A 24,185-nucleotide genomic window follows, 5' to 3' on the forward strand; every position below is an offset into this window, starting at 1 on the left:
CCGGCTTGCGGGCCTACCACCCCGTCGCTTCGTGCCACCCCTCCAGGGGAGGGGAAGAGGGTCTGCGGTGAGATGTTGACTTATCAAAAATCTGCGCAAATCTGCGTCCATCTGAAGAAAAGAATTCGGCTTCGCTTTGGCAATAGCTTTTCCCCCTACTCACTTCCCTCTACTCGCTACTCGCTCTCACCCACCATCTTTTTTGCTTCCATCAGGATCATGTCCCGCAGTTCCACGGGTTCAAGGACTTCCACTTCGGCTCCGTAGGAGAGCACGCGCATTTTGATTTCGCGCAGGTCGGCGACGGGAAAGCTGAGTTCCACGGCTCCGCATGTTTCTTCGCGCATGGTCTGGGCGGGGTGCCACTGCTGTTCGCGTATCCAGCGGCTGGTTTCGGGGCTGAAGCGCAGGCGCACGGCAGTGGTCTGTTTGCCCTGAAAGAGGCCATAGGCGTGATTGACCAGTGATTGCCACTGTTCGGCGGGGCGGGGCACAAAGGTTTCAGGTTCCATGCGGGCGCTGGTCATGCGGGCCAGGTGAAACTGGCGCCACTGGTGGCGCAGGTGGCACCAGGCGACGAGTATCCAGGCGCCGTGGTAGTGGAAGAGGTGGTGGGGTTCGATGGTGCGGGTGGTGTGCTGGTTATCCTGGGGCGAGTGGTAGTCGATGCTCAGCGTTCGGCTCAGGAGCAGGGAGTGGGTGGCGGCGTTGAAGGTGTCGGGGTTGCAGGGGGCCAGGCTGGTGTACTGGCTGGAAAAGAGGTTTCGCAGTTGTTCCGGGTTGAGGGGGTGGATGCTGTTTTCCCGGAAGAGTCGGGTTTCAAAGGCGGCCAGGGCGCGGCTGGCGTGGCCTGCGGTGGCGGATTCCAGCATATTGCGGGCGATGAGCCAGCACAGCAGTTCGTTCTGGCTGAGCCACAGGGGCGGGAGTTGGTAGCTGTGATCGGTGTAGGAATAGCCTTTGTGCTGGTGGTCATATTCCAGGGGCGCGCCGAAGCGGTCGCGGATGGTTTCAATGCGCCTTTGGGCGGTGCGGGTGGAGATTTCAAACTGTGCGGCCAGGGTGGTGGCGTTGGGATAGGCTCGTTGCCGGGTTTGCTGGTGAAACCAGCAGTAGTGTTCCAGTGCGCGGGTGTCGGACATGGCTGCCCCTTGCTGGTACATGGGTGAACAAAATGGGACGCGCAATACGGTTCACATTTGACCGTACTTTGCCGGAGATTGCAAGGCGGAATGTCCGTCGTTACTTCCAGGCCTTGACCTGCCCGATTTTCCCTGTTATAAACGCCCAATAATATTCATCATGAGTAGTGGAGGGAACGGGCCCTGTGAAGCTACAGCAACCTTCTTGTACGGAAAAGGTGCTAAATCCCTCAGTCACTTGACTGGAAGATGAGCTCAGCCGGTACTCAAACCTCTGACTGTCTTGCAGTCAGAGGTTTTTTTCTGGAGTTTTCCATGGATGAAAAAATACTGGTTCAGGCGCGGAATTTCCGTCTTCATCTGGGCGAAAAGGGCTTCTTTCTGGAGTCGGGGCGTATTCTGCCTGAGGTGTCCATCGCCTACGAGACCTACGGCACCCTCAATGCCGACAAGAGCAATGCCATCCTGGTCTGTCACGCGCTGACGGGAAGCGCCCACGCGGCTCACTACCACTCTCCCGACGATCAGAAGCCCGGCTGGTGGGATGACGTGATCGGTCCGGGAAAGACGCTGGACACCAATACATACTTCATCATCTGTTCCAATATCCTGGGCGGCTGCAACGGCACGACGGGCCCCCGCTCCATCAATCCCCTCACAGGCCGCCGCTACGATATCCAGTTCCCGGTGGTCACCATCAAGGACATGGTGCACGCCCAGTGGCTCTTTCTGAAGCAGTGCTTTCAGATCGAGCGTCTGCATTCGGTTATCGGGGGCTCCCTGGGGGGAATGCAGGTGCTGGAATGGGCCATCAGTTATCCGGAAAAGCTGGAGCGGGCCATCGTGATTGCCGCCACGGGGCGTATTTCCGCCCAGGCGCTGGCCATGAACAAGGTGGGCCGCCAGGCTATCATGCGCGACCCCAACTGGAAAAACGGCAACTACCCCGATGGGGCGGGGCCGGTGGACGGCCTGAGCATCGCCCGCATGATGGGCCACATCTCCTACCTGAGCTATGATTCCATGCAGCGCAAATTCGGTCGGGACTTCAAGAAGAATGACGGCCTCTATGACTTTTTCGGCGAATTCCAGGTGGAGTCCTACCTGAATTACAACGGCTATAATTTTGCCAAGCGCTTCGATGCCAACAGCTACCTGTACATCACCAAGGCGATGGATCTTTTCGACGTGGGCATGGGCAACGGGTACCGGGAGATTCTCTCGCGCATCAGGGCGCGTACCCTGGTGGTTTCCATCGCCAGCGACATGCTCTTCCCTCCCTGGGAGAGCGAGGAGCTCTTCCGGGTAATGCACGAGGAGGGGGTCAGCGTGTCCTACTATGAAATGGAGTCCGATGTGGGCCACGATGGCTTCCTGGTGGACTACCATGTGCTGAATCCGGTGCTGGAGAGTTTTATCGGGAGTTGAAGGATTCTGTAACCACAAAACATACACGAAGTATGCGCGAAGAACCTGAGGCTCAGAAGCTCTTTTCCCTTCGCGCTTTTCGTGCATTGCGTGGTAAAAAAATTTCTTATCCGCTGCTGGTCTGAAACCGCTGCAGAATTTGCAGCCGGTTGCCGGTCAGGCCGGGGTCACGATAGGAGCGCGCCAAGGGGCTGCGCTCCTTTTTGCGCTCCATGTCGATGGGGGTCATGTCCTGCAGGGGGATGCGACTGGCGATGGTGCTGCGGCGAATGCCGGGCTGCTGGTTGTGGAAGTCGTAGATCAGGAATCCGTTTTCAGAAAGCCCCATGCGCACGGGGGTGGCCTGGGAGTAGGTGGTCAGCAGGCCAGTGTCCTTCATGAGCGCTGCGATCAGCGCGAAGTATTCACGGGTCCACAGTTCGGGGTTCTTGGCGGGGCTGAAGGGGTCCTGATAGACGATGTCGATACTGCCATGATCAAGTCGTGGCAGGCTCTGCAGGGCGTCGCCGGGCAGAATTTCCACCTGGCATCGCTGCGATGTATGGCACAGGGTGCGGCTGAGTTCCTCTATCAGGGGGCGGTAGTGGTTCAGGTGCTGGGGGTACGGGTGTGCGGGCAGGCTGGCGATGAGCTCGCGGTCGAACTCCGGGGCGATGATGTGCACATGGCCCTGATACTGCTGCTGTTCCAGGTACCACAGGGTGGCCAGGCTGTTGAGCCCAAGGCCAAAGCAGATGTCGAGCACCCTGATGCGCGGACGCTCCAGGGCGTGGCTCAGTTGCAGGCCGGGCAGGACATGCTTCTGCAGCGACTCCAGCCAGGCGCCGTCGCGGGTGGAGTGGTAGTGTTCGTCAAATAAGGGGGAGTAGCGGGTGAAGGTGCCGTCCGCACTGGGGGCTGCCGTGGTGTGCTGCTGCATGGAAAAGGGGTCAGGACTGCTGGGGCTCAAATTTGCTGACGTTGAGTACCTTGAGCAGTTCCAGCTCCTGGAGCATCTGATACAGGTTGTCGTTGCCGACTTTGACGTTGATCTGCACCTTTTTCATGAAGATGAGCTTGATGAAATAGCCGATCACCGACGAAATAATCGTGGACGACTCGGGCAGTATGATGACTATTTCCTTCTGCGCCTTGACGACTTCGTCCAGAGTCGTTTTGATGGACTCATGGTCACTGATGGTTTTAATATTCCCGTATATGGTTATCTGATTGCCATTTACGTCAATGCGCATACATAATCCTTAAAGCGGCTGTACCTTATTCCATAAGGAAATCTGGTATTTTGGGAAATTACCATAATATTTCAGGGTTGAACAGCAAAACGTTTCATTTTGCGGTAAAGAGTCGATTTGTCTACTCCCAGTAACCGCGCAGCCTGGGTTTTGTTGCCACCGGCCTGCGCCAGCGCCTCCACGATGTGCTGGCGTTCGATGTTCCGGCTGCCCAGGGGCAGGCCGGCGGTGTCCGATATCTGACGGGGTGCGTCCAGAGGCGGGCGACAGGAGGCTTCTTCCACAATGCGCATTTTCTCTTCCACCCAGCTGCGCATGGCTTCGGCAGTGATGACGGCAGAAGGGGTTTCAATGAAGATCCGTTCAATGACGTTGGACAGCTCCCGCACATTACCGGGCCAGGTGTAGTTGGTCATGATGGCCATGGCTTCGCTGGATATTTCCAGCACCCGCTTGCCCATGGAGGCGTATTTCTGGTTGAGGCGGCTGATAAAGTGCCTTACCAGCAGGGGGATGTCTTCGCGGCGCTGACGCAGGGGCGGGATATGGATACGCAGCACGGCCAGGCGATAGAACAGGTCGGCGCGGAAGCGCTTTTCCTGGATGGCCTGTTCCAGGGGAACATTGGTGGCAGCCACGATGCGCACGTCGACGGCAAAGGTGGACTCTCCGCCAACCCGCTCCACCATGCCGTCCTCCAGAACGCGCAGCAGTTTGCCCTGGGTGTGCAGGGGCATATCGCCGATTTCGTCCAGAAAGAGGGTGCCATGGTCGGCCCGCTCAAATTTTCCCCGGTGGGTGCGATGGGCACCGGTAAATGCTCCGCGCTCATGGCCGAAGAGTTCCGATTCGATCAGGGTATCGCTCAGGGCGGTGCAGTTGAGGGCCACGAATTCGCCACGAAAGCGACTGAGCTGGTGAATGGCCTGGGCTACCAGTTCCTTGCCGGTTCCGGTTTCGCCGGTAATGAGGATATTGGAGTGGGTCTTGCTGTACAGTTCAATGCGCCGGAAGATGTCCACCATGGCTGAGCTTTTGCCGATAATGCCAAAGAAATCGCTGCGGTATCTGCGGGTGGTTTCGTCATAGCCGATGTGGGTAATGTCGTGCAGGCGCATGATGACCAGCGGGTGGGTGTTCTCCTCGGAGGCGGCAAAGTACTGGGCCAGGACCACCAGCACCTGATCGTGGATCTGCAGGATGGTGTTGCGCTGGGACTGCTGCTGTTGGCACACTTCGCGGGCCAGGCGCAGCAGCTGGCTGGTGTCGGCGGAATCCGGCAGCACGGTACCGGGCTCCAGGATCTCTTCGTCTGCCAGGAGCTTGCGGACCCAGTTGGCGCATACCACGACCCGCAGGCGCCGCTCATCCAGGGCTTCCAGCATGATATCGGGAATACTGTCCACCATGGAGGAGAGCTGATTATAGGGATCGGTAAATTTCTGCAGTTCGTTCATGATTCTCTTCAGACGATGGAATTGTTCAACTCGCGGACAATTTCTATCTGGCGCTGGGCAATGTATTCCTTCAGGGTTTCACGGCTCTGGGTGTCGGACTGGAGCATGACCACCACTTTGCTGATCTTGCCTTCGCCTTCGATGCGGTAAATGCGCCCTTTGGTGGAAATCTGGCTCTCCTGGCCATCTGTGGCGCGGTGGAGCTGCACCCTGACGCTGGCATCCATGCCTTCACGCAGCCATTCGGTCTGGGAGGTGTAGAAGGCCAGGGCCGCCAGGGAGATATCGAATATCCTCTCCTGCAGCGTCTTCCCATCGTATTCCAGGCTCAGGCGCACCCGATCCGGCACCTGCACCCGCACATACTGCCGCTTTTTGGCACTGTTTTCCTCAAAGGAGAAGTCGCGCAGGATCACGCGGCTCTCGTCTTTGTTAAAGCGCTTGACCCGCGCCTGAACAGGCTTGGCGAAAAAATCGCTCTCGATGAAGGCCCGCTTTTCCGAAATGACCGCCAGAAACTGCTTCTGGGGCAGGGCAAATTCCACTTCATTTTCCGATACCAGGCTGACCCGCGCGCTGCCGGAAATGGACATGCCCTTGAAGAGGTTGAAAAAGGTCACTTCCTGATTTTTGGCCTTGACCAGGTCGAAGCTGCGAATAATCATTTCATTTTCTTTCAGGGCTTCCAGGTCGGAGCTGACCACTTCCATGGAGGGAGCGCTGACGATGGTGTTCCGGGCATGGGCACGGGCAGTATCCAGGGCATCGAAGACCTTGCGGCTGAGGGAAGCGGCGTCTTCATCGGAGCCCATCTGAGCGATGCCATAGCTGCAGGTGATGTCCTCCACAAAGGGGAAGCGGTGCCTGGCGATTATCTCGCGCAGGCGGTGGCACAGGTTCTGGACGACGGTGAGGGTGCTGTTGGGGGCGATGATCACCAGCTCTTCCTCATCCCAGCGGCCCAGGAGATCAAAGCCACGGATATTTTTCTGGATCAGTCCCGTCAGTTCCAGCAGCACCTCGTCGGAGCTTTCGCGGCCCATGGTGTTTTCCAGGTCTTCGCGGTAATCGATGGCCAGCATAACCATGGACAAAGAGGTTTTATAGCGCTTGGCGACCTGGATTTCCCGTCCCAGCAGATAGGTGCATTTGGCGCGATTGTGCAGCCCGGTGAGGGGATCGGTGGTGGCCAGGCGCTCCAGTTCCTTGTTCTGCTGCTCGATGTCGGTCATATCGGTCATGGTCATGATAAAAAAGTTCTCCCCATAGGGGAAGCTGTTCATGCGCAGCACGAAATAGCGATCCTCACGGGTGCGACGATCCTGTATCCTGACCTTGCACGCTCCGTGCACTTCCTGGTGCCAGTTGGCGGTACGGGGGAAGAAGCAGCCGTCCTCTTCCAGCAGGAAGTCCCGGATGCTGGCATGCTCCTGGGCGAACTCCTTGAGGCTGCCGTAGCGGAAAAACGAAAGCGCGGCCTGATTGGCGGCAATAATGCCCTTCTCCCCAGCCACGATGATCATATTGTCCTGACTGTCGATGATCTTCTGCATCAGCTTAGTCTGATAGTCGTCCTTCTCCTGCAGCAGGATAGTGTGCAGGGTGCGCCCGATGGCCTCAAAAAGCTTCTGGCGGGTGATGGGCTTGATGACAAACTGGCTGACGCCCACATCAATGGCCTTGATCAGCAGCTCGGTTTCGCTGTGGGCGGTGGTGACAATAACCTGGGCGTCGGGGTTGACCTTGCGGATCTGGCGGGTCATTTCCAGGCCATCCATCACGGGCATCTTCACGTCGGTGATGACGATGTGGGGGCGCTTGACCTTGTAGAGGTTGAGCCCCTCCTGACCATTTTCCGCGGTATAGACATTCCTAAAACGGCGCTGCAGAAACTGGGAGACGTTCTCGCGCACTACGGTCTCATCTTCCACGTAGAGGACGTTGAGCTTCGTCAGCCAGGCTTCACGATTTTCCATGTCATTCTCCTTTGGTAACTCTTCACGGGGTAACGGCACTCGCGCCAGCCTTCCTCCCAGAGACGCTCACTTTCGCCCGTGGTTCGAGTCTCTGCCGCTCGCCATCGGGCTCGCTCGCGGAACACTGGCGCTCCTGCTGAAAAACCGCTGGGTGGCCGTGAATGGCCAGCTCCTTTGAAGGGCTCGGGGCAAGCGGCTATATGGTAATGGTAAAGCGCGCTCCGCAGGCGGTATTCTCCACCCGCAGGGTTCCGTCCATGCTCTTCTCGATGATCTCCTTGGCCATATAGAGGCCGATACCGGTGCCCTGCCCCGGTGCCTTGGTGGTGAAGTAGGGTTCGAAAACCTTTTCCATGGGCTCTGCCCGGATGCCACCGCCATTGTCCTCTATGCTCAACACACATCTTCCGTTGCTTCCGGCAACCGTAACCACGATCAGGGGCTCAGCAACCTTTCGCTCCAGCAGCACATCCTTGGCGTTATTCAGAATATTCAGCAGAACCTGGGCGTACTCGTTGGGATAGCCGGAGGTACTGCACGCCGTGCCTTCTTCATGGTGGTCCATTCGTATCTGTATATTATGGTTGGCGAAACTGGCTTCCACCATACTGAGGGAGCGCTGAAGCACCTCGTAGGGACAGAAGGCCACCTTTTCGCGGTCGGGTTTGAAGAAGTTGCGGAAGTCGTCGATGGTACGGGACATGTACTCGATGGCTTCCGTCGCCTTGGCCGCCAGCTGGTCAAAGTACTCATCGCTGAGCTGCCCGAAGTCACGGGCGTCCTGGATCTCCTCAATGGTCGTCATCAGGGAGGTCAGGGGCTGGCGCCACTGGTGGGCGATATTGCCGATCATCTCCCCCATGGCGGCCTGGCGGGACTGGGCCAGCAGCATCCGGTCCTTTTCCTGCAACTCCTCATGGGAGCGTATGCGCTCTGTTATATCATAGCAGGTACCAATATAGCCCACGAAATTCCCGTTGAGGTCATAGAGGGGACGGCCAACGTCCAGAATATGCCGGTACTCGCCACTGCGGTGCAGCATGCGATACTCCAGCTTGAAGTCCGTGCGAACGGTAAACGCCTGCCAGTAGCTGCGCTGGTACTCCTCTATATCGTGGGGATGTATGGTCTGCTCCATGGTGGCGCCATTCTGAAGGGTCGTTCCGGCGGGCACAAACGCAAGCCAGGTGCTGTTGAAGTAATCAAAATGGCCGCTGGCATCGGCCCGCCATACCATGGTGGGGAAATTATCCAGGATGGACAGGTAGAAGTTGTGGGCCCGGAGCAGATCGGTCTCCACCTCCTTGCGCTCGGTGATATCCCGACTGACGGCCAGTACCGAGTCAAAACACAGGGTCTGGTCGCCGGGCAGCAACTGGCAGGCCATGTCCAGCTCCGGCGTAATGCGGCACTCAAAGTACTGCAGGCCGGCTATTCCAAAGCGGCTGAATTCGACATTCACCGGGGTACCCAGACGAAAGACTTCCATGATCGCATCTTCCAGCAGCTCACGTAACTCCACGGAATAGTCCATCTGGCCCATGGTTTTCCCCACATAATCGTCGGCCGGACGTCCAAAGGCGTACTCCACGGCTGAGTTCACGTAGAGAAAGCGACACTGCTGGTCAAAGCGCTGAATAAGATCGGGCGTGTTTTCCACCAGGGCGCGGTACTGCTGTTCCTGCCGACGCAGCTGCTGCAGGGCTATTTCGCGATCGGTGACATCCCGTACCATGGCCATGAATCCACCCCGGCCCAGCTGCGGATGCTGCATGGGGCTGACCAGGGCGCTGAAAAAGCGCGTGCCATCCTCCGCCTCCAGGGAGTACTCAATAAAAGCCGGCAGGCCATCATCGCTGAGTTTCTTCATGGCCTGCTCAACCTTGGCAACGATCCCGGAGGGCATGACGTCCCGATAACTCTTTCCCAGAAAGGCTTCAGGCGGCATCAACAGCCGGGCCGAGTTGGGCGCGTGGTACTCCACGATACGGCCGCGATTATCGAAGACGAAGATGAGATCCTGGATGGAGTTGATCAGGGCTGAGAGCTTGGATTCGCGTTCCTGCAGTGCCAGGCGGGCACGGCGGCGGTTGCGTCGCAGGCGAATCAGCAGCGCGATGATAAAGAGCTGAGCGACTGCCACCGCGGCAGTGGCACTGACAATGAGCGTCCACTGGCGATGAACGGTCCGGGTTGCCAGCTGGTAGTCGGTGATATCATGGGCCACGCCGAAAAAACTCTGGTTTTCCGGATCATACTGGCCATAGGAGCGAATATGCATAACTGTGCCATCGGGACGCTGCAGTTCAAAGCTCACATCGTAGTCAATGCCACGCTCCATCAGATCCCGGCGCGCCTGCTCCATGACACCGTGATACCGGGGCAGGATCATGGCCTGGATGACCGTGAAGGGCCAGACTTCGCGCTCGTCAAGCCCAAGCAGCGTGGCGGCTCCATGGGAAAAGCGATACTCCATGCGCTCCATATCCAGGGTCCAGTAGCCAAAACCAGCCACCTGCTCTGCATGGCGCAGGCGCACTTCACTCCGGGCCAGCTCCTCAAGCACATCGGTGCGCCGCGAGGCGTCGTGAATAACAGAGAAAAGCACCGTGCGCCCGTCCATTACCACGGGTGAAGAGTGCACCTCCACGGTGCGCACCTCTGCGCTGGCCAGGCGGTGGCGGAAAAAGAAGTAGCTGCGCCGCTCACTGGCAGCCAGCTTGCGTTCCTGGCGAACTTCCTCGGCACTGAGGGTGTTGATCTGCTGGATATTCATGCGCCGCAGCTGGTCGCGGCTGTAGCCATAGAAGTTCACAGCGGCGCGGTTCGCGTCCAGGATTTCACCGCTGTCGGCGTCAATCAGAAGCATGACAACGGTATGGCCCTGGAACAGCTCCGCGTCAAAGTCCTTTTCCGCTGCCACAGGCCAAGACCAGAGCAGTATGAGACAAAAGGCGGCGAGCACATGCCTTATGGCACACCTGGAGAGCAGGGTATTCACGTTTCGCACTCCCGAAACAACAGATTGTCGGCGCCAACCTGAATGCCCTGCTGGAAGGCAGCCAAGGCGACAGGACGCGTTCAGGCATTAATCAAAGGCGAAATCCGCCCACACCGGGTCGTGGTCGGAAGAGCGCCAGGGCTCATCGCTGCGACTGTGCTGCGGATTCTGATAGGAGAGGAAGGGTGGTTCATCGGCGTTGATATGCCAGATGCCGCCTCCCCGCGCCAGATCGTTCAGTGCAGAACTCCTGAAAATATAGTCCAGTGTGCCTGACTGACCAAAAAAAATATAGGTATAGTTTTGTGTCTGCCTGTCAAACGCCCCCAGGCTGTTGACCATGCCCGCCTCCTGCAGCAGGCGCACCGGATCTTCCCGACCATAGGCATTCAGATCGCCGGCAATCAGAAAGCGGGACTCTGCCGGACTGCCCAGCTGCTGCAACAGCACGCGGGCCTGCTGCGTTCGCTGGAGATTCCAGCACCCCTGCCCCAGATCCACATCGCCTTCGGCAGGACAGCGGGTCTTGGACTTGAAGTGCACCCCGATGACGCTGAAACGCTGATCACTTCCTCTGTCGCGAAAGTGACCCACAACGGGATGACGCTGAAAAACTCCGTCAACAAGGGAGTCGACCCCCATCAGTTCAAGGCGCTTGCGGTCATAGACCAGCACCACCTGAATGGCATCGCTGCCGGGATCGGGCCCCGCGATCACCCTATACTCCCGTGAATCGGATTGCGTACGGCTCACCCACTGCTGCCAGTCCTGCAGCGCACGGGGATGGTTCTCCATCTCCATCAGGGCAACCACATCGGCATCAAGACCGTGGAACGCTGCCAGCAGCCTGGAGCGCTGCCGCTGCAGTTCACGCTGGTTCGAGGCGCCGCGCCGCCCCGGAGTGACAAAGTAGTTTTCCATGTTGAAGGTCGCCACCCGCAAATGTCCAGGTTCGGGGGGCGAAGGAGGGGCCGGACGCGGATTATCATCACGGAACTGTGGTTCCTGCACCGGATGCAGACGATATTCATCAAAGGCGTGGGTCAGTATTCCCTTCACCCCTTCGGGCAGCGTCGTCCCCACCCGGCGTGTGCCCAGGGCATCCAGATAGGGGACAGGGTCAGGATAGGCGCGGTAACTGCCATCATCCAGTATGATACTGCGATGGTGGTTGGCGTCCTCATCAATTGCAAAATGCTGCGTGGGACGAATCAGGCGACCCTCGCTGGAGAGCAGGAGGCTGCCATAGCGCAGCAGATCAAAATTACTGGTGACGGTCAGGGGGCCGGGGATATGCACCAGCAGATCCGTATAGTCGGCGCGCTGCGCGGCAGGAAGGGGCAGGGCAAAGGGGACAGGCACCAGTTCCACCATTCCGCAGGATTGCAGCTGCTGCGGCTCAGTCAGCTGTATATTCCCCCGGAAGCGGCTGACCGTGGCCTGCAGCTGGATATGCGCACCGCGCCGGAGCAGCTGCTGCTGATCACCGCTGAGGCGCGGCGCATAGACAAAGATGCCCGCAGGCAGCTGGCCTTTGCGGGCTGATGGTTGCTGCAGATAAAATCCACCCAGCTGGTCACGACCGGTGAACACCCCGCTGACGACACCATCAACCCGCACACTGCGGTTGATGGTTTGCTCCGACTGCGCCTTTACCTCCGCCAGGGATGCGGTGGAAGGAAGCGGGCACGCCGAAGCGAATGCGTTCAGGAACAGCGCAAGGATGGCACCCCATATCACAGAAATCCGCATGAATTCACCGCGCCTAATAAATTTATTGCAAACTTTACCGCTTTTCCGTACAGTACCGCCACACTCAATCACGGGAGGGCCATATGCAGGTATTCCATCACCATATATACGAATTCAAAAAGGGCCTGCGCAACCTGATTCTTCATACCGCGCCAGCTACCCACCGCTCATTGGTCATCAAAAAACTGGAGCACCACGGCATCGACTACCTCATCTACGACCAGGCTCCGGGAAAGATAAACATCTTTTTCGGTGATCCTTCCTGCATCCAGGTGCTGCGCCTGATCGGCAAGCAGAGCCTCAACCACTTCACCCTTGAAGAGGACTTCATGCTGGGCATCATGCTCGGTTACGACCGTAAAAAGCAGTGCGAACGATATATCACCCGCAGCGCCAAGGCCCAGGCGGTACAGGAACTGACGGGCTGACTCCGGACTACCGGGAGCCCACCGGCCCCGGATAGCCCAATCGCTTCAGGGTTACCTTGATGTCTTCGGAATCAAAGGCGGTTTTGCAACAGCCGCTCTCGGCGTAGGTTTCATATTCGTCCACCTGCATCAGCAGGGTTTCCACGATCTCTTCCCGGTCGCCATAGGTATCGGGACTCTCGGCAATGGACTTCACCGGTCCATAGAGAAAATCGGGAAACTCCCCCGCATCAGAACGGCGTTGCAGAGCTGCGCGCAAATCTTCAAACACACTCATCGTCACTCTCCTTTGTTCATTACTTGCTTCCACTGCTGCACCACCGACGGCCAGTCCACGGGCGGTGTCAGGTGACACCAGGCCAGGCGAATGGCCGTGGCGACTCGCTTTTCCGAAAGCCCCATGGCGTGCAGCACGTGGCTCGGCTCTGCCGTATGGGCGGTACAGGCCGAACCGCTGGAAATGGCGATATGCTCCTTGACGACCCGGACAGCTTCCATGGTGGGAACGCCGGGCAGGGAGATATTCAGCGTGTGGGGCAAGCAGTACTGCGGGTCGCCATTTATGTGGTACGTAAGCCCCTGCAAGCCCGCGAGAACCTGACGGCGAAATGCTTCACAGGCAGAGTGGCGCTGTTGTTCCTGGCGTACAGCCATGCTGGCGGCCGTTCCGAATCCGGCGATCAGGGGAACCGCCAGGGTTCCAGGGCGCAGGCCCTGTTCCTGGCCACCTCCAAACTGCAGGGGTTGCAGCGGCGGACAACTCCCCCCGCGCCTGCGGGCAATCAGGGCTCCAACTCCCTTGGGGCCAAATATTTTATGGGCACTGGCGCTGATCATGTCGATACGTGGGTGCTGCAGGCTCACCAGCTCTTTGCCAAAACCCTGGGCAGCGTCCACGTGGAAAAAGGCGTCATGGCCCTCCAGTACAGTGGCAATTTCTTCAACGGGTTGACGGATTCCCGTCTCATTGTTGACTTGCATGACAGAGACCAGCAGAGTGTCAGGGCGCAACGCCGCAGCTGCGTTTTGGGCGCTCACCCGTCCGCTGGAATCTGCGGGGAGAATGGTAAGAGAGAATCCCCGCGATGCCAGATACTCCATGGGCTCCAGCACCGACTTATGCTCCAGCGCCGTGGTCACCAGGTGGCGCCTGCCCGTCGCAAGGCCATAGTCGGCGAGTCCCAGTACAGCCAGGTTATTGGCCTCCGTGGCACCGCTGGTGAAAATAACCTCATCGCGTCGCGCCCCAACCACCCGCGCCACCTGTGTCCGGCCTGTTTCCACAGCCATGCGGGCGCCTTCGCCATACTGGTGCACCGGACTGGCCGCGTTTCCGTATTCTTCCTCCATATAGCGCTGAATAACGCTCTGCACCCTGGGCTCCAGGGGGGTGGTGGCGTTGCAGTCCAGATAGACGGTCACAGGGGCCTCCTCAAGGGAAAGTCAAGTTCCGGGGTCGGGATTACCGATCCCCACTCTATCAGATTGTATGGCGATTGACAAAAGCGAAAGCAAAACTTGCCTATTGATTTACTTTACTTTATAACGTCAGCCAGCAGAGATTCTCGTTTTCGCCTGTGGCAATGGAAAACCCACAGGTGTAAGGCGCCCGCAGAGCAAGGAGTGGCGAGCACTGCCTGTACTGTCGCAACGGGCGATGGCGGGCAAGCCGCAGATGGGGATTTTTCAGCAGCCTGCTAAGACACTGAACCAGGGGGAAATAATGGCGTGTGTTTCATCCAAGGGAGCCTATGGGCTGGCGGCTATGCTTTACCTGGCGCAGCATGCTGACAAGCTTATCCAGATACGGGATATCGCCAAAAACGGCGGCATCCCCCAGAATTACCTGGAGCAGCTGCTGGTACAGCTGAAAAAGAATGGCTTTGTGGAAAGTACCCGCGGAGCCGGGGGCGGATATCGCCTGGCCATGGAGCCCAAGGATATCACCATCTATCAGATTCTCGAGGCCCTGGAGGGTGAGCTGTGCGCCAATCGTTACGATGTGGACAACAAGGCTCTGGAATTCTTCTGGGACGACATCCGTCGGAAAATCCAGGAGGTGTTCGGACAGACCCTGGCTGATCTGGTGGATCTGAGCGAAAAAATGGAATCCAACACCATGTACTACATCTAGGGGGTGGCCGTGAAAATTCACTATAATATTACAGAATTGATAGGCAATACTCCCCTGCTGAAACTCAACCGTGTCGATGGTGCCGCCAGCGCCATGGTTCTGGGCAAATGCGAATTCCTCAATCCCACCGCTTCTGTCAAGGATCGCATCGGCTACAGTATGATTGATGCCGCCATTGCCAGCGGCATGATCAAAAGCAGCCGAACGACTATCATCGAGCCTACCAGCGGCAATACGGGCATCGCCCTGGCCAGCATCTGCGCCTCCATGGGGCTGAAGCTGATCCTCACCATGCCTGACTCCATGAGTCTGGAGCGGCAGAAACTGCTGCGCGCCCTGGGAGCCTCCCTGGAACTGACCCCCTCTGAACTGGGAATGAAAGGGGCAGTGGATCGCGCCATGGAGCTCAGTCGGGAAATTCCCGACGCTATCGTGCTCCAGCAGTTCAACAACAAGGCTAACCCCAAGGTTCACCGCGCCACAACTGCCGAGGAAATCTGGCGCGACACCGAGGGCAAGGTCGATATCTTCGTGTGCGGTGTCGGCACTGGCGGAACCATTTCCGGCGTGGCCGATGTGCTGAAAGCCCGCAAGCCGGATGTCCGGATCGTTGCCGTTGAGCCCCAGGGCTCAGCTGTCCTGCAGGGTGGCAAACCCGGCGCCCACAAACTTCAGGGTCTTGGTGCCGGCTTCATCCCCAAGGTGATGGACATGAGCCTGATCGATGAGGTCATCAGCGTCAGCGATGAAGACGCTCTTGCCATGACCCGCCAGCTGGCCAGTCTCGAAGGTGTACTGGTGGGAATCTCTTCGGGTGCCAATGTCCATGCTGCCCTCCAGGTTGCCCACCGCCCAGAAAATGCCGGCAAGGTCATCGTGACCATGCTCACCGATACCGGGGAGCGCTATCTCAGCGCCAACGTATTTGATTGACATTCACCCGGAAATTTCTGCACTTACCGGTGATATCGCTTTTTGCCCCCTGGCCGTTATGCTACATTGATGCTGTACGCTCATTCCGAGAGAGGGACCCATGCTACGCATTCTGCGCGACTGGTATGATGATCACTTTTCCAACCCCCAGGTAGCCATACTGGCCATTGCCCTGATTATCGGCTTCAGTGTCGTGATCTTCATGGGCAATATACTCATGCCCTTTTTCGCAGCCATCATCATTGCCTACCTGCTGGATGGACTGGTGCAGAAGCTGTGCCGGCTGGGAATTCCCCATACCCCTGCGGCCATCCTGGTCTTCGTGGTGTTCATGGGCGCTTTCCTGTTCCTGCTCTTTGCCATCGTCCCCATGATTGCCCGCCAGCTCACCCAGCTGGCCCGCGAAATGCCGCTGATGATTAACATGGGACAACAGGCGCTGATGCGCCTGCCCGAGATGTATCCCGAGTTTATCAGCCAGCAGCAGGTGCGCAACTATATCAACGTCATGACCAGCGAAGTGGGGAAGTTCAGCCAGCAGATTCTCTCCTGGTCACTGGCTTCTGTCACCAGCATCATCGCCTTCCTGGTCTACCTGATCCTCGTGCCCCTTATGGTCTTCTTCTTCCTGAAGGACAAGGAGCACCTGATCCAGTGGTTCAGCAGCTTCCTGCCGGAGAATCGGCCCCTCATGAATCTGGTGTGGTCCGAGGTCAATATCAAGATCGCCAGCTATGTGCGCGGCAAGGCCATGGAAATCATCATAGTCTGGGCTATCAGCTACGCCACCTTTGCCATCATGGGGCTGGACTTTGCCCTGCTGCTGGCCATGCTGGTGGGCGTCTCTGTGCTGATCCCCTACGTGGGCGCCACGGTGGTGACGATCCCCATCGCCTTTATCGCCTATGTGCAGTGGGGCTTTACCTCACAGTTCGCCTACCTGATGATCGCCTATGCCATTATCCAGTTTTTTGACGGCAATATCCTCGTGCCCATCCTCTTCTCCGAAGTGGTCAACCTGCACCCCATCGCCATCGTCACCTCGATTCTTGTCTTCGGCGGCCTGTGGGGTTTCTGGGGGATATTCTTCGCCATACCCCTGGCGACGCTTATCCAGTCCATTATCGGTGCCTGGCCCAACAAGGAAGTCATTCAGGAGCAGGAGGAACTGGCCCAGGAAGAGTCGCCGCCCGCTTCATGATCTGATTCGCCAGATCATTGAAGACAAAGAAGTGGGCGGGCACCATCAGATACCAGTAGAGCCGCCCCCACAGGCCGCTGGGATAGAAGTAGGCCGTCTGCAGCAACTGCCCGTCATCCACCACGAACTCCAGCCACGCTTTTCCGGGAACCTTCATCTGGGCCATCAACAACAGGCGCCGATTTTCCTGCAGATCCACCACCTTCCAGAAGTCCAGGCAGTCGCCCACCCGCAGATCGCACATCTGGCGACGCCCACGCCGCAGGCCCACGCCTCCCAGCACCTTGTCAATCAGCCCCCGCAATCCCCACAGCCAGCTGAAACGAAACCAACCGGTTTCACCACCTACTGTGGTGAAGGAAGCAAAGACCTGCCCCGGAGTGCAGCTTCCCAGCTGGCGCACGCGTCGATCCACAAAGACCGCATGGGCAATGCCTTCCACCATGGAAGCCTCCGGCGCACGGCCCCAGGCATCGGACCAGCGGCTGACAACCTGATCACGCTCTATTTCGCCAATAGCGCGGCGCACCGCCTCTTCATAGGAAAGAGGCACGCTGGCAAAAAGCCGGCTGGCCTCATCATTGCGCACCAGCACCTCGGAACCCAATCCATCGATGAGGGCGCGGGCCACCGGATAGGGCACTGGTGTAAACAATGCCAGCCAGTAGGAAGAAAGGCGTGGCGTCAACAGGGGAACGGGAATCAGGAAGCGCCTGAGTCCCATGACCCGGGCGGTGGCCAGCATCATCTCTCCATAACTCATCACTTCGCTGCCGATATCAATCACGCGGTTACCCGCCACCTCCAGGCTGGCCGCCTGCCCTAAGAAAGCAATCACATCGTCCACCGCAATGGGCTGAGCTTTTGTACTGACCCAGCGTGGCGTCACCAGCACCGGCAGCTTCTGCACCAGGTTACGGACAATTTCAAAGCTGGTGGAACCGGAACCGATAATCACCCCGGCACGAAACCACAGGGTCTGTACATCGTCAGGGCAGCTGGAAAGAATCTCCCCGGTCTCTATGCGGCTTACCAGATGCTCACTGGCCTGATCCTTGTCTCCCAATCCTCCAAGGTAAATGATTCGCCTGACCCCCGCCGCAATCGCAGCAGCACGAAAATTCTCCGCCCCCTGCCGATCAAGCTCTTTGAAGTGTTCTCCGGCTGCCAGGGAATGCACCAGATAGTAAGCAACATCCACACCCTGCAGCGCAGAAGTCAGCGTCTGGGGCTTCAGCACGTCGCCCTCCACCACCTCGCAGTCATCCAGAGCATCCTGGGAAATGGAAGCCCGGTGCCGCACCATCAAACGCAGCGAACCAGAGTGCTGCGCCTGCAACCAGCGTTTCAGCCGCCGCCCGATATACCCATTGGCACCCGTCAACAAAACTCGCATGGCCACCCCCGATCTTTCTGCCGACAGCATAGCATGAACCAAAGCGCTGATAACAGGGAATCTGAGCACCTTGCCCCATGAAGCCGCAGGTATTCACTATTATTTCAATCAATTTACTTGACTTTATTTTTCTCCACTCTATACTGCGCTCCAATTCCCCACATCGGAGTTACCCATGACATATTTTGCCGGACGATTCCTCTGTTGACGTTAGAGCGCATGATGAACAACACCGTTCATTGCCTTGATATATTCAATTCACAAAAGGAGTCTTCCATGCAACGCATACGACATTTCTCTGCCCTGGCCCTTTCTGGCCTCATTATATTTATCGCCATCCTGGGAGCCTCACCGGTTCAGGCTCAGTCACTTTCCATCCTCAATGTTTCTTACGACCCAACCCGGGAGTTCTACCGTGAGTACAACCAGCACTTTATCGACCTTTGGCAGAAGCAGACCGGGCAGCGCATAAATGTACGCCAGTCCCACGGTGGCTCCGGCTCCCAGGCCCAGGCGGTCATCAACGGGCTGGACGCCGATGTGGTGACCCTGGCCCTGGCCTATGATGTGGATGCCCTGCGCCAGCGCGGCAACCTGATTCCCCAGAACTGGCAGGAACGCCTGCCAGGCAACTCATCCCCTTACACTTCCACCATTGTGCTGCTGGTACGCGCCGGTAATCCCAAGAACATTCAGGATTGGGACGACCTGATTCGTGACGACGTGCAGGTGATTACCCCCAACCCCAAAACCTCCGGTGGTGCCCGCTGGAACTATCTGGCGGCCTGGGGCTTTGCCGAGAAAAAATATGGCAGCCAGGAGAAGGCGCGGGAATTCATGGAAAAGCTCTTTGCCAATGTTCCGGTGCTTGATCCAGCGGCCCGCGGCGCCACCAACACCTTTGTCCAGCGTCGCATCGGCGATGTGTTCATAGCCTGGGAAAATGAAGCATTCCTGTCTGTGGAGCAGCTGGGTCGCGGTCAATTCGAAATCGTGGTGCCTTCGGTCAGCATTCTGGCTGAACCTCCGGTAACTGTGGTGGATCGCAATGTGGATCGCAAGGGAACCCGCACCGTGGCAGAAGCCTATCTGAAAGAGCTGTATAGCGACGAAGCCCAGCGGTTGGCGGGCAAGCACTCCTACCGCCCCTCCAACACCAAGATAGCAGCCGAATTTGCCGACCGCTTCCCGGCCGTAAACTTCTTTACCATAGATGAGATGTTCAACGGCTGGCAGAACGCCCAGGAGACCCACTTCAGCGATGGTGGAATATTTGATGAAATCCAGGAGAAGATCGCCCGCAATCGTCGCCGCTAGCAGGCTTCTGAAAAACCCCCATCTGCGGCGTTGCTCGCAGTCGCTCGTCATTGCAACGTACAGGGAGTACGCTTCATTCCTCACTCCGCGAGCGCCTTGCACCTGAGCATTTTTCAATTGCCTGCTGGCTTTTGAAGTAATTTTCACGGCCACCGGATTTTCCAGCAGGAGCGCCAGTGTTCCGAGAGCGAGCCCGGATAGCGAGCGGCAGAGACGTAGGTCCTCGGACGAAAGCGAGCGTCTCTGGGAGGAATGCTGGCGCGAGTGCCAATACACCATAAATAGGTACAACTAAAGGAAAATTACCCCATGAAACGCTTCCGACAACCCAGCATACTGCCCGGTTTCAACCTGACCATGGGATTCTCCCTGCTCTACCTGACCTTTATCTTCTTTATCCCGGTGGGTGGACTGCTGCTCTACACGAGCATGATGAGCTGGGAGGAGTTCTGGCGGGCCGTGAGTCACCCCCAGGTAGTGGCATCCTACAAGCTCTCCTTCGGGGCATCCCTGGCCGGTGCCTCCATCAACCTGGTCTTTGGTGCCCTGGTGGCCTGGGTGCTGGTGCGTTACTCCTTTCCCGGCAAGCGCATCGTGGATGCCCTCATCGACCTGCCCTTTGCCCTGCCCACCGCCGTGGCGGGCATCGCCCTGGTGACCCTCTACTCCGGCACCGGCTGGGTGGGGCAGTACCTGGAAATCTGGGGCATCCGGGTGGCCTATACCCAGCTTGGCGTGGTGGTAGCCCTGACCTACATCGGCCTGCCCTTTGTGGTGCGCACCGTGCAGCCGGTACTGGAAGACTTTGAAGCGGAGCTGGAAGAGGCCTCAGCCGCTCTGGGAGCCTCCCGTACCACAACCATCCTGCGGGTGATTTTCCCCGCCCTGCTGCCCGCGCTGCTCACCGGCTTTGCCCTGGCCTTTGCCCGCGCCCTGGGAGAGTACGGTTCGGTGGTCTTTATCTCCGGCAACCTGCCCTATGCCACCGAGATCACGCCCCTGCTGATTGTGGCCAAGACCGAGCAGTACGACTATAACGGCGCTGCCGCCATTGGCACGGTCATGTTACTGGCGGCCTTTGTGATGCTGGTGGTGATTAATGGGTTGCAGTGGTGGGCCAGTCGGCGCTTCGGCCACTGACCGTTTGCTGAAGAAGGCTCATCTGCGGTGCTGCCTGCTATCAGCAGGAACGCCAGTGTTCCGAGAGCGAGCCTGGATGGCGAGCGGCAGAGACTTGAGCCACGGACGAAAGTGAATGTCTCTGGAAGGAACACTGGCGGGAGTGCTCCTGCACAACAGCCACACAATACCTAGACCACAGTGAAAGGCGAAATAATGACCACACTCACACCCACCCATATCCCCATAGACCCCGCCGCCCGCTGGAAGCGGGCCACGGAAGAGCCCGCCTGGGTGCGGCGCAGCCTGATTGCCGTGGCGCTGGGCTTTCTGGCGTTTTTCCTGGTGCTGCCCCTGGTGGTAGTGCTCTACAGCGCCTTTGAGCAGGGCCTGGGTGTCTGGTACGCCTCCATCACCGAACCCGACGCCCTGCACGCCATCCGCTTGACCCTGACCGTGGTTCTCATCGTCGTCCCCGTCAATGTGGTCTTCGGAGTCGCCATTGCCTGGGCCATCGCCAAGTTCGAGTTTCGCGGCAAGCCCCTGCTGATCTCCATCCTCGACCTGCCCTTTGCCATTTCACCCGTGGTGGTGGGCCTGATCTTTGTCATCCTCTTCGGCTCACAGGGCTGGCTTGGCAGCTGGCTCAGCGCCCACGACCTGCGCATCATCTACGCCGTGCCAGGCATCGTCATCGTCATCGCCTTCGGCACCCTGCCCTTTGTGGCCCGTGAACTCATCCCCCTGATGCAGCAGCAAGGCAAGCAGGAAGAAGAGGCCTCCCTCATTCTGGGGGCCGGAGGCTGGAAAACCTTCTGGCACGTGACCCTGCCCAACATCAAGTGGGGACTCATCTACGGCATCATCCTCTGTAACGCGCGCGCCATGGGGGAATTCGGCGCCGTGGCCATCGTCTCGGGACGGATCCGGGGCGAAACCAACACCATGCCCCTGCATATCGAAGTGCTCTACAACGAATACATGTTCACCGCCGCCTTCGCCGTATCCTCCCTGTTGACCGGGCTGGCGCTGGTAACCATCGCCATTAAGAGCTTCGTGGAGTGGAGGGAGAGTCATGCAAACTGAGTTCAACGCAACCAACGATTCTTCAGCCCTCGCGCCAGTGTTCCGAGAGCGAGCCTGGATGGCGAGCGGCAGAGACTCGAGCCATGGACGAAAGGGAGTGTCTCTGGGAGGAATGCTGGCGCGAGGGCCATTACACCGTGAAGAGTTACCGTTGATCAACTTCAACATCGCAGGGACAGAACCATGAGCATACGCGTCACCAGCATTTCCAAAAAATTCCATGACTTTGTGGCTCTCGACAACCTGAGCCTGGAACTGCCCGAAGGCCAGCTGACAGCCCTGCTGGGACCATCGGGTTCCGGCAAGACCACCCTGCTGCGCATCATTGCCGGCCTGGAACTGCCCGACAGCGGCCAGATAGAGTTTTTCGGTCAGGATCAGACCAACCAGCACGTCAGCCAGCGGGGTGTGGGCTTTGTCTTCCAGCACTACGCCCTCTTCAAGCACATGAGTGTCTTCGAGAACGTCGCCTACGGCCTCAAGGTCAAACCGCGCCACGAACGCCCCGACAAGGCCACGATCCGCAAGAAAGTCATGGAGCTGCTGGATCTGGTACAGCTTGGCTCCACTGCCGACCGCTATCCAGCCCAGCTGTCCGGTGGACAGCGCCAGCGCATCGCCCTGGCCCGCGCCCTGGCGGTGGAACCCCGTGTACTGCTGCTGGATGAGCCCTTTGGCGCCCTGGACGCCAAGGTGCGGGCCGAACTGCGCAGCTGGCTGCGCCGCCTCCACGATGAAATTCACCTCACCAGCATCTTCGTCACCCACGATCAGGAAGAGGCCCTGGAAGTCGCCGACCGCATTGTGGTCATGAACCAGGGGAAGGTGGAGCAGGAAGGCAGCCCCGACGCCGTATACGAAAACCCCGCCAACCCTTTTGTTTACCAGTTCCTGGGCAATGTAAACCTCTTCCATGGCCGGGTGCGCTCGGGCCACCTGGAAGTGGAACAGGCCGACATCGGCCCCACCGATATGGAAAACGCACGGGCGCAGGACGACGAAGCCGCCGTCTATGTGCGGCCCCACGACGTGGAAATCACCCTGCAGAACCCGGACCACACCGGCATCGAAGCGCGCATCACCTACCTGCGCTCCGTAGGCCCCGTCGTGCGGCTGGAGCTGCAGACCCTGCACAGCGGACGACTGGTGGAAGCCCACATGGGCCGTGAAGCCTGGCGCATCATCAAACCAGTGGTGGGAGACCGGGTGTTTGTGCACCTGCGCAATGCGCAGGTGTATGCCAAGGAGGGGGTGTGGGGTGACTATGTCATTTAACTTCTTCCAGGGTGAATTTCCGCGCCAGCGGCGTTGGCCGCGTCGGAAGCTCCTCAACGTATCAAGGCATACGCCTGCGTCGCTTCACTCCTTGCCGCCTTGCTGGCAACGCAAATTCCCCGCTGGAATTGCTGCGAATAAAGTGAGTTCAGAGCGCTTCGCACGCCTAGCAGCTGAACATTTTTTTGCGACCTTGCTTGTTGGCCTGCACTTCAGACCTTGCTGGCAACGCAAATTCCCCGCTGGAATTGCTGCGAATAAAGTGAGTTCAGAGCGTAATCATTCACGGTTATTTTTCGATTTCTCAGCAGGAGCGCCAGTGTTCCGAGAGCGAGCCTGGATGGCGAGCGGCAGAGACTCGAGCCACGGACGAAAGTGAGCGTCTCTGGGAGGAATACTGGTGCGACTGCCAACACACCGAGAATACTTACAAATAATTTTCCCCGCTGAAAACTCGAATCGTCAACACGGATAAAAAGGAAAACACCATGACCCCAACCGAACTGAACCAGCAACTTCAATCCCTTGATACCCCAGCCGCCCTGAAGCATGTGCTGGAGCAATTCGGCTCCCGCGTGGCCCTGGCATCCAGTATGGGGGCCGAGGATCAGGTGCTCACCCACATGCTCAAAAGCATCTCCCCCCAGGCGCGGGTTTTCACCCTGGACACTGGCCGCCTCCACCAGCAGACCTACGATCTCATTGACCGCACGCGAAACGAAATGGGTGTCGATCTGCAGGTCTACTTTCCTGCGGCGACAGAGGTGGAGACCTATGTCAGGGAGCATGGCATAAACGGATTTTACGACAGCGTGGAAAACCGTCGTCAGTGTTGCCGCATCCGCAAGCTTGAACCCCTGAAGCGGGCTCTCAGTGGCCTGGATATCTGGATTACCGGACTGCGCGCCGAGCAGTCCGTCACCCGCACCGCCATGGAACTGGTGGAGTGGGACGAAAGCCACGGGCTCTTCAAATACAATCCCCTGCTCCACTGGAGTGAGGAGCAGGTGTGGGAGTACCTCCGGGAACATCAGGTACCCGTCAACGCACTGCACCGCGAAGGCTACCCCAGCATCGGCTGCGCTCCCTGCACCCGGGCCGTCAAACCCGGTGAAGACATCCGCGCTGGCCGCTGGTGGTGGGAACAGCCAGAGCACAAGGAGTGCGGCCTGCACCGGTAACAGCCCAAAAGCAGCATCTCTCGCCCGTTCGCTGCGCTCACTCAAGGCGCAGAGCTCGCAGAGAAAGACAAAACAATTCCGCGCTGTTTTCTTCCTTTGCGACTTGGCGTCTTTGCGAGAGTTAATG

Annotated in this window: 20 protein-coding genes and 1 riboswitch; of the genes, 10 read left to right on the plus strand and 10 right to left on the minus strand. The window is 58.3% G+C overall.

Features of this window, described 5'->3' with window-relative positions:
- Positions 1–176 precede the first annotated feature (176 nt).
- Positions 177–1,142, minus strand: coding sequence for a helix-turn-helix transcriptional regulator (locus ACZ46I_RS12885; RefSeq protein ID WP_464281011.1), 966 nt, complete (start codon positions 1,140–1,142; stop codon positions 177–179).
- A gap of 152 nt (positions 1,143–1,294) precedes the next feature.
- A riboswitch (SAM riboswitch) is annotated at positions 1,295–1,398 on the plus strand.
- A gap of 59 nt (positions 1,399–1,457) precedes the next feature.
- Here ACZ46I_RS12885 and metX point away from each other — a divergent pair.
- The gene (gene metX / locus ACZ46I_RS12890; protein WP_013505560.1) at positions 1,458–2,570 is read left to right on the plus strand and encodes a homoserine O-acetyltransferase MetX; all 1,113 of its coding nucleotides are present in this window, start codon (positions 1,458–1,460) and stop codon (positions 2,568–2,570) included.
- A 106-nt stretch (positions 2,571–2,676) separates the two neighbouring features.
- Here metX and ACZ46I_RS12895 read toward each other — a convergent pair whose 3' ends face one another.
- The 6 genes from ACZ46I_RS12895 to ACZ46I_RS12920 all read right to left on the minus strand — a co-directional run bounded on the left by ACZ46I_RS12895 (position 2,677) and on the right by ACZ46I_RS12920 (position 11,988).
- Positions 2,677–3,519, minus strand: coding sequence for a tRNA (5-methylaminomethyl-2-thiouridine)(34)-methyltransferase MnmD (locus ACZ46I_RS12895; protein WP_464281012.1), 843 nt, complete (start codon positions 3,517–3,519; stop codon positions 2,677–2,679).
- Complete coding sequence (locus tag ACZ46I_RS12900; RefSeq protein WP_013505562.1) at positions 3,500–3,802, minus strand: hypothetical protein; 303 nt, start codon at positions 3,800–3,802, stop codon at positions 3,500–3,502. Before ACZ46I_RS12900 ends, ACZ46I_RS12895 begins: the two co-directional genes overlap by 20 nt.
- Positions 3,803–3,873: 71 nt before the next feature.
- Positions 3,874–5,259, minus strand: a complete 1,386-nt coding sequence (locus ACZ46I_RS12905; protein ID WP_464281013.1) for a sigma-54 interaction domain-containing protein — start codon at positions 5,257–5,259, stop codon at positions 3,874–3,876.
- Positions 5,260–5,267: 8 nt separating this feature from the next.
- Positions 5,268–7,235, minus strand: coding sequence for a response regulator (locus tag ACZ46I_RS12910; protein WP_464281014.1), 1,968 nt, complete (start codon positions 7,233–7,235; stop codon positions 5,268–5,270).
- A gap of 196 nt (positions 7,236–7,431) precedes the next feature.
- Entirely contained in the window at positions 7,432–10,158 is a 2,727-nt protein-coding gene (locus ACZ46I_RS12915) for a PAS domain S-box protein (RefSeq protein WP_464281015.1), read from the minus strand.
- 165 nt (positions 10,159–10,323) lie between these two features.
- Positions 10,324–11,988, minus strand: coding sequence for an ExeM/NucH family extracellular endonuclease (locus ACZ46I_RS12920; RefSeq protein WP_464281016.1), 1,665 nt, complete (start codon positions 11,986–11,988; stop codon positions 10,324–10,326).
- A gap of 83 nt (positions 11,989–12,071) precedes the next feature.
- Here ACZ46I_RS12920 and ACZ46I_RS12925 point away from each other — a divergent pair, with 83 nt between their 5' ends.
- Positions 12,072–12,416 (plus strand): DUF2023 family protein, encoded by a 345-nt coding sequence (locus ACZ46I_RS12925; RefSeq protein WP_013505567.1) that lies wholly within the window; start codon positions 12,072–12,074, stop codon positions 12,414–12,416.
- A gap of 7 nt (positions 12,417–12,423) precedes the next feature.
- Here the strand turns inward: ACZ46I_RS12925 and ACZ46I_RS12930 are convergent, their stop codons facing one another.
- Together ACZ46I_RS12930 and ACZ46I_RS12935 are read right to left on the minus strand one after the other, a co-directional pair.
- Entirely contained in the window at positions 12,424–12,693 is a 270-nt protein-coding gene (locus tag ACZ46I_RS12930; protein WP_013505568.1) for a GSU3529 family protein, read from the minus strand.
- A 2-nt stretch (positions 12,694–12,695) separates the two neighbouring features.
- The gene (locus ACZ46I_RS12935; RefSeq protein WP_226508744.1) at positions 12,696–13,838 is read right to left on the minus strand and encodes an aminotransferase class V-fold PLP-dependent enzyme; all 1,143 of its coding nucleotides are present in this window, start codon (positions 13,836–13,838) and stop codon (positions 12,696–12,698) included.
- Positions 13,839–14,139: 301 nt separating this feature from the next.
- On the opposite strand from ACZ46I_RS12935, the gene ACZ46I_RS12940 reads away from it, so the two are divergent.
- From ACZ46I_RS12940 to ACZ46I_RS12950, 3 genes are all read left to right on the plus strand, one after another.
- Complete coding sequence (locus ACZ46I_RS12940) at positions 14,140–14,550, plus strand: RrF2 family transcriptional regulator (protein ID WP_013505570.1); 411 nt, start codon at positions 14,140–14,142, stop codon at positions 14,548–14,550.
- 9 nt (positions 14,551–14,559) lie between these two features.
- Complete coding sequence (gene cysK / locus ACZ46I_RS12945; protein WP_226508743.1) at positions 14,560–15,483, plus strand: cysteine synthase A; 924 nt, start codon at positions 14,560–14,562, stop codon at positions 15,481–15,483.
- 100 nt (positions 15,484–15,583) lie between these two features.
- A complete protein-coding gene (locus tag ACZ46I_RS12950; protein WP_464281017.1) occupies positions 15,584–16,684 on the plus strand; it encodes an AI-2E family transporter in 1,101 nt (366 codons plus the stop codon).
- On the opposite strand, the gene ACZ46I_RS12955 is transcribed toward ACZ46I_RS12950, so the two are convergent.
- On the minus strand, positions 16,632–18,080 hold the full coding sequence (locus ACZ46I_RS12955) for an SDR family oxidoreductase (protein WP_464281018.1): 1,449 nt from the start codon (positions 18,078–18,080) through the stop codon (positions 16,632–16,634). The two genes, ACZ46I_RS12950 and ACZ46I_RS12955, sit on opposite strands and share 53 nt — an antisense overlap.
- A gap of 276 nt (positions 18,081–18,356) precedes the next feature.
- On the opposite strand from ACZ46I_RS12955, the gene ACZ46I_RS12960 reads away from it, so the two are divergent.
- The 5 genes from ACZ46I_RS12960 (at position 18,357) to ACZ46I_RS12980 (ending at position 24,058) form a co-directional block, all read left to right on the plus strand.
- The gene (locus ACZ46I_RS12960) at positions 18,357–19,397 is read left to right on the plus strand and encodes a sulfate ABC transporter substrate-binding protein (protein ID WP_464281019.1); all 1,041 of its coding nucleotides are present in this window, start codon (positions 18,357–18,359) and stop codon (positions 19,395–19,397) included.
- A 309-nt stretch (positions 19,398–19,706) separates the two neighbouring features.
- Positions 19,707–20,537: a sulfate ABC transporter permease subunit CysT gene (cysT, locus tag ACZ46I_RS12965; RefSeq protein ID WP_013505575.1), complete on the plus strand. Its 831-nt coding sequence runs from the start codon at positions 19,707–19,709 to the stop codon at positions 20,535–20,537.
- Between the two features lie 195 nt (positions 20,538–20,732).
- On the plus strand, positions 20,733–21,602 hold the full coding sequence (cysW, locus tag ACZ46I_RS12970) for a sulfate ABC transporter permease subunit CysW (RefSeq protein ID WP_013505576.1): 870 nt from the start codon (positions 20,733–20,735) through the stop codon (positions 21,600–21,602).
- Between the two features lie 183 nt (positions 21,603–21,785).
- Positions 21,786–22,877, plus strand: coding sequence for a sulfate/molybdate ABC transporter ATP-binding protein (locus ACZ46I_RS12975; protein WP_013505577.1), 1,092 nt, complete (start codon positions 21,786–21,788; stop codon positions 22,875–22,877).
- Positions 22,878–23,335: 458 nt separating this feature from the next.
- The gene (locus tag ACZ46I_RS12980; RefSeq protein ID WP_226509068.1) at positions 23,336–24,058 is read left to right on the plus strand and encodes a phosphoadenylyl-sulfate reductase; all 723 of its coding nucleotides are present in this window, start codon (positions 23,336–23,338) and stop codon (positions 24,056–24,058) included.
- Positions 24,059–24,185: the final 127 nt, after the last annotated feature.

The organism is Desulfurispirillum alkaliphilum, from assembly GCF_055378285.1.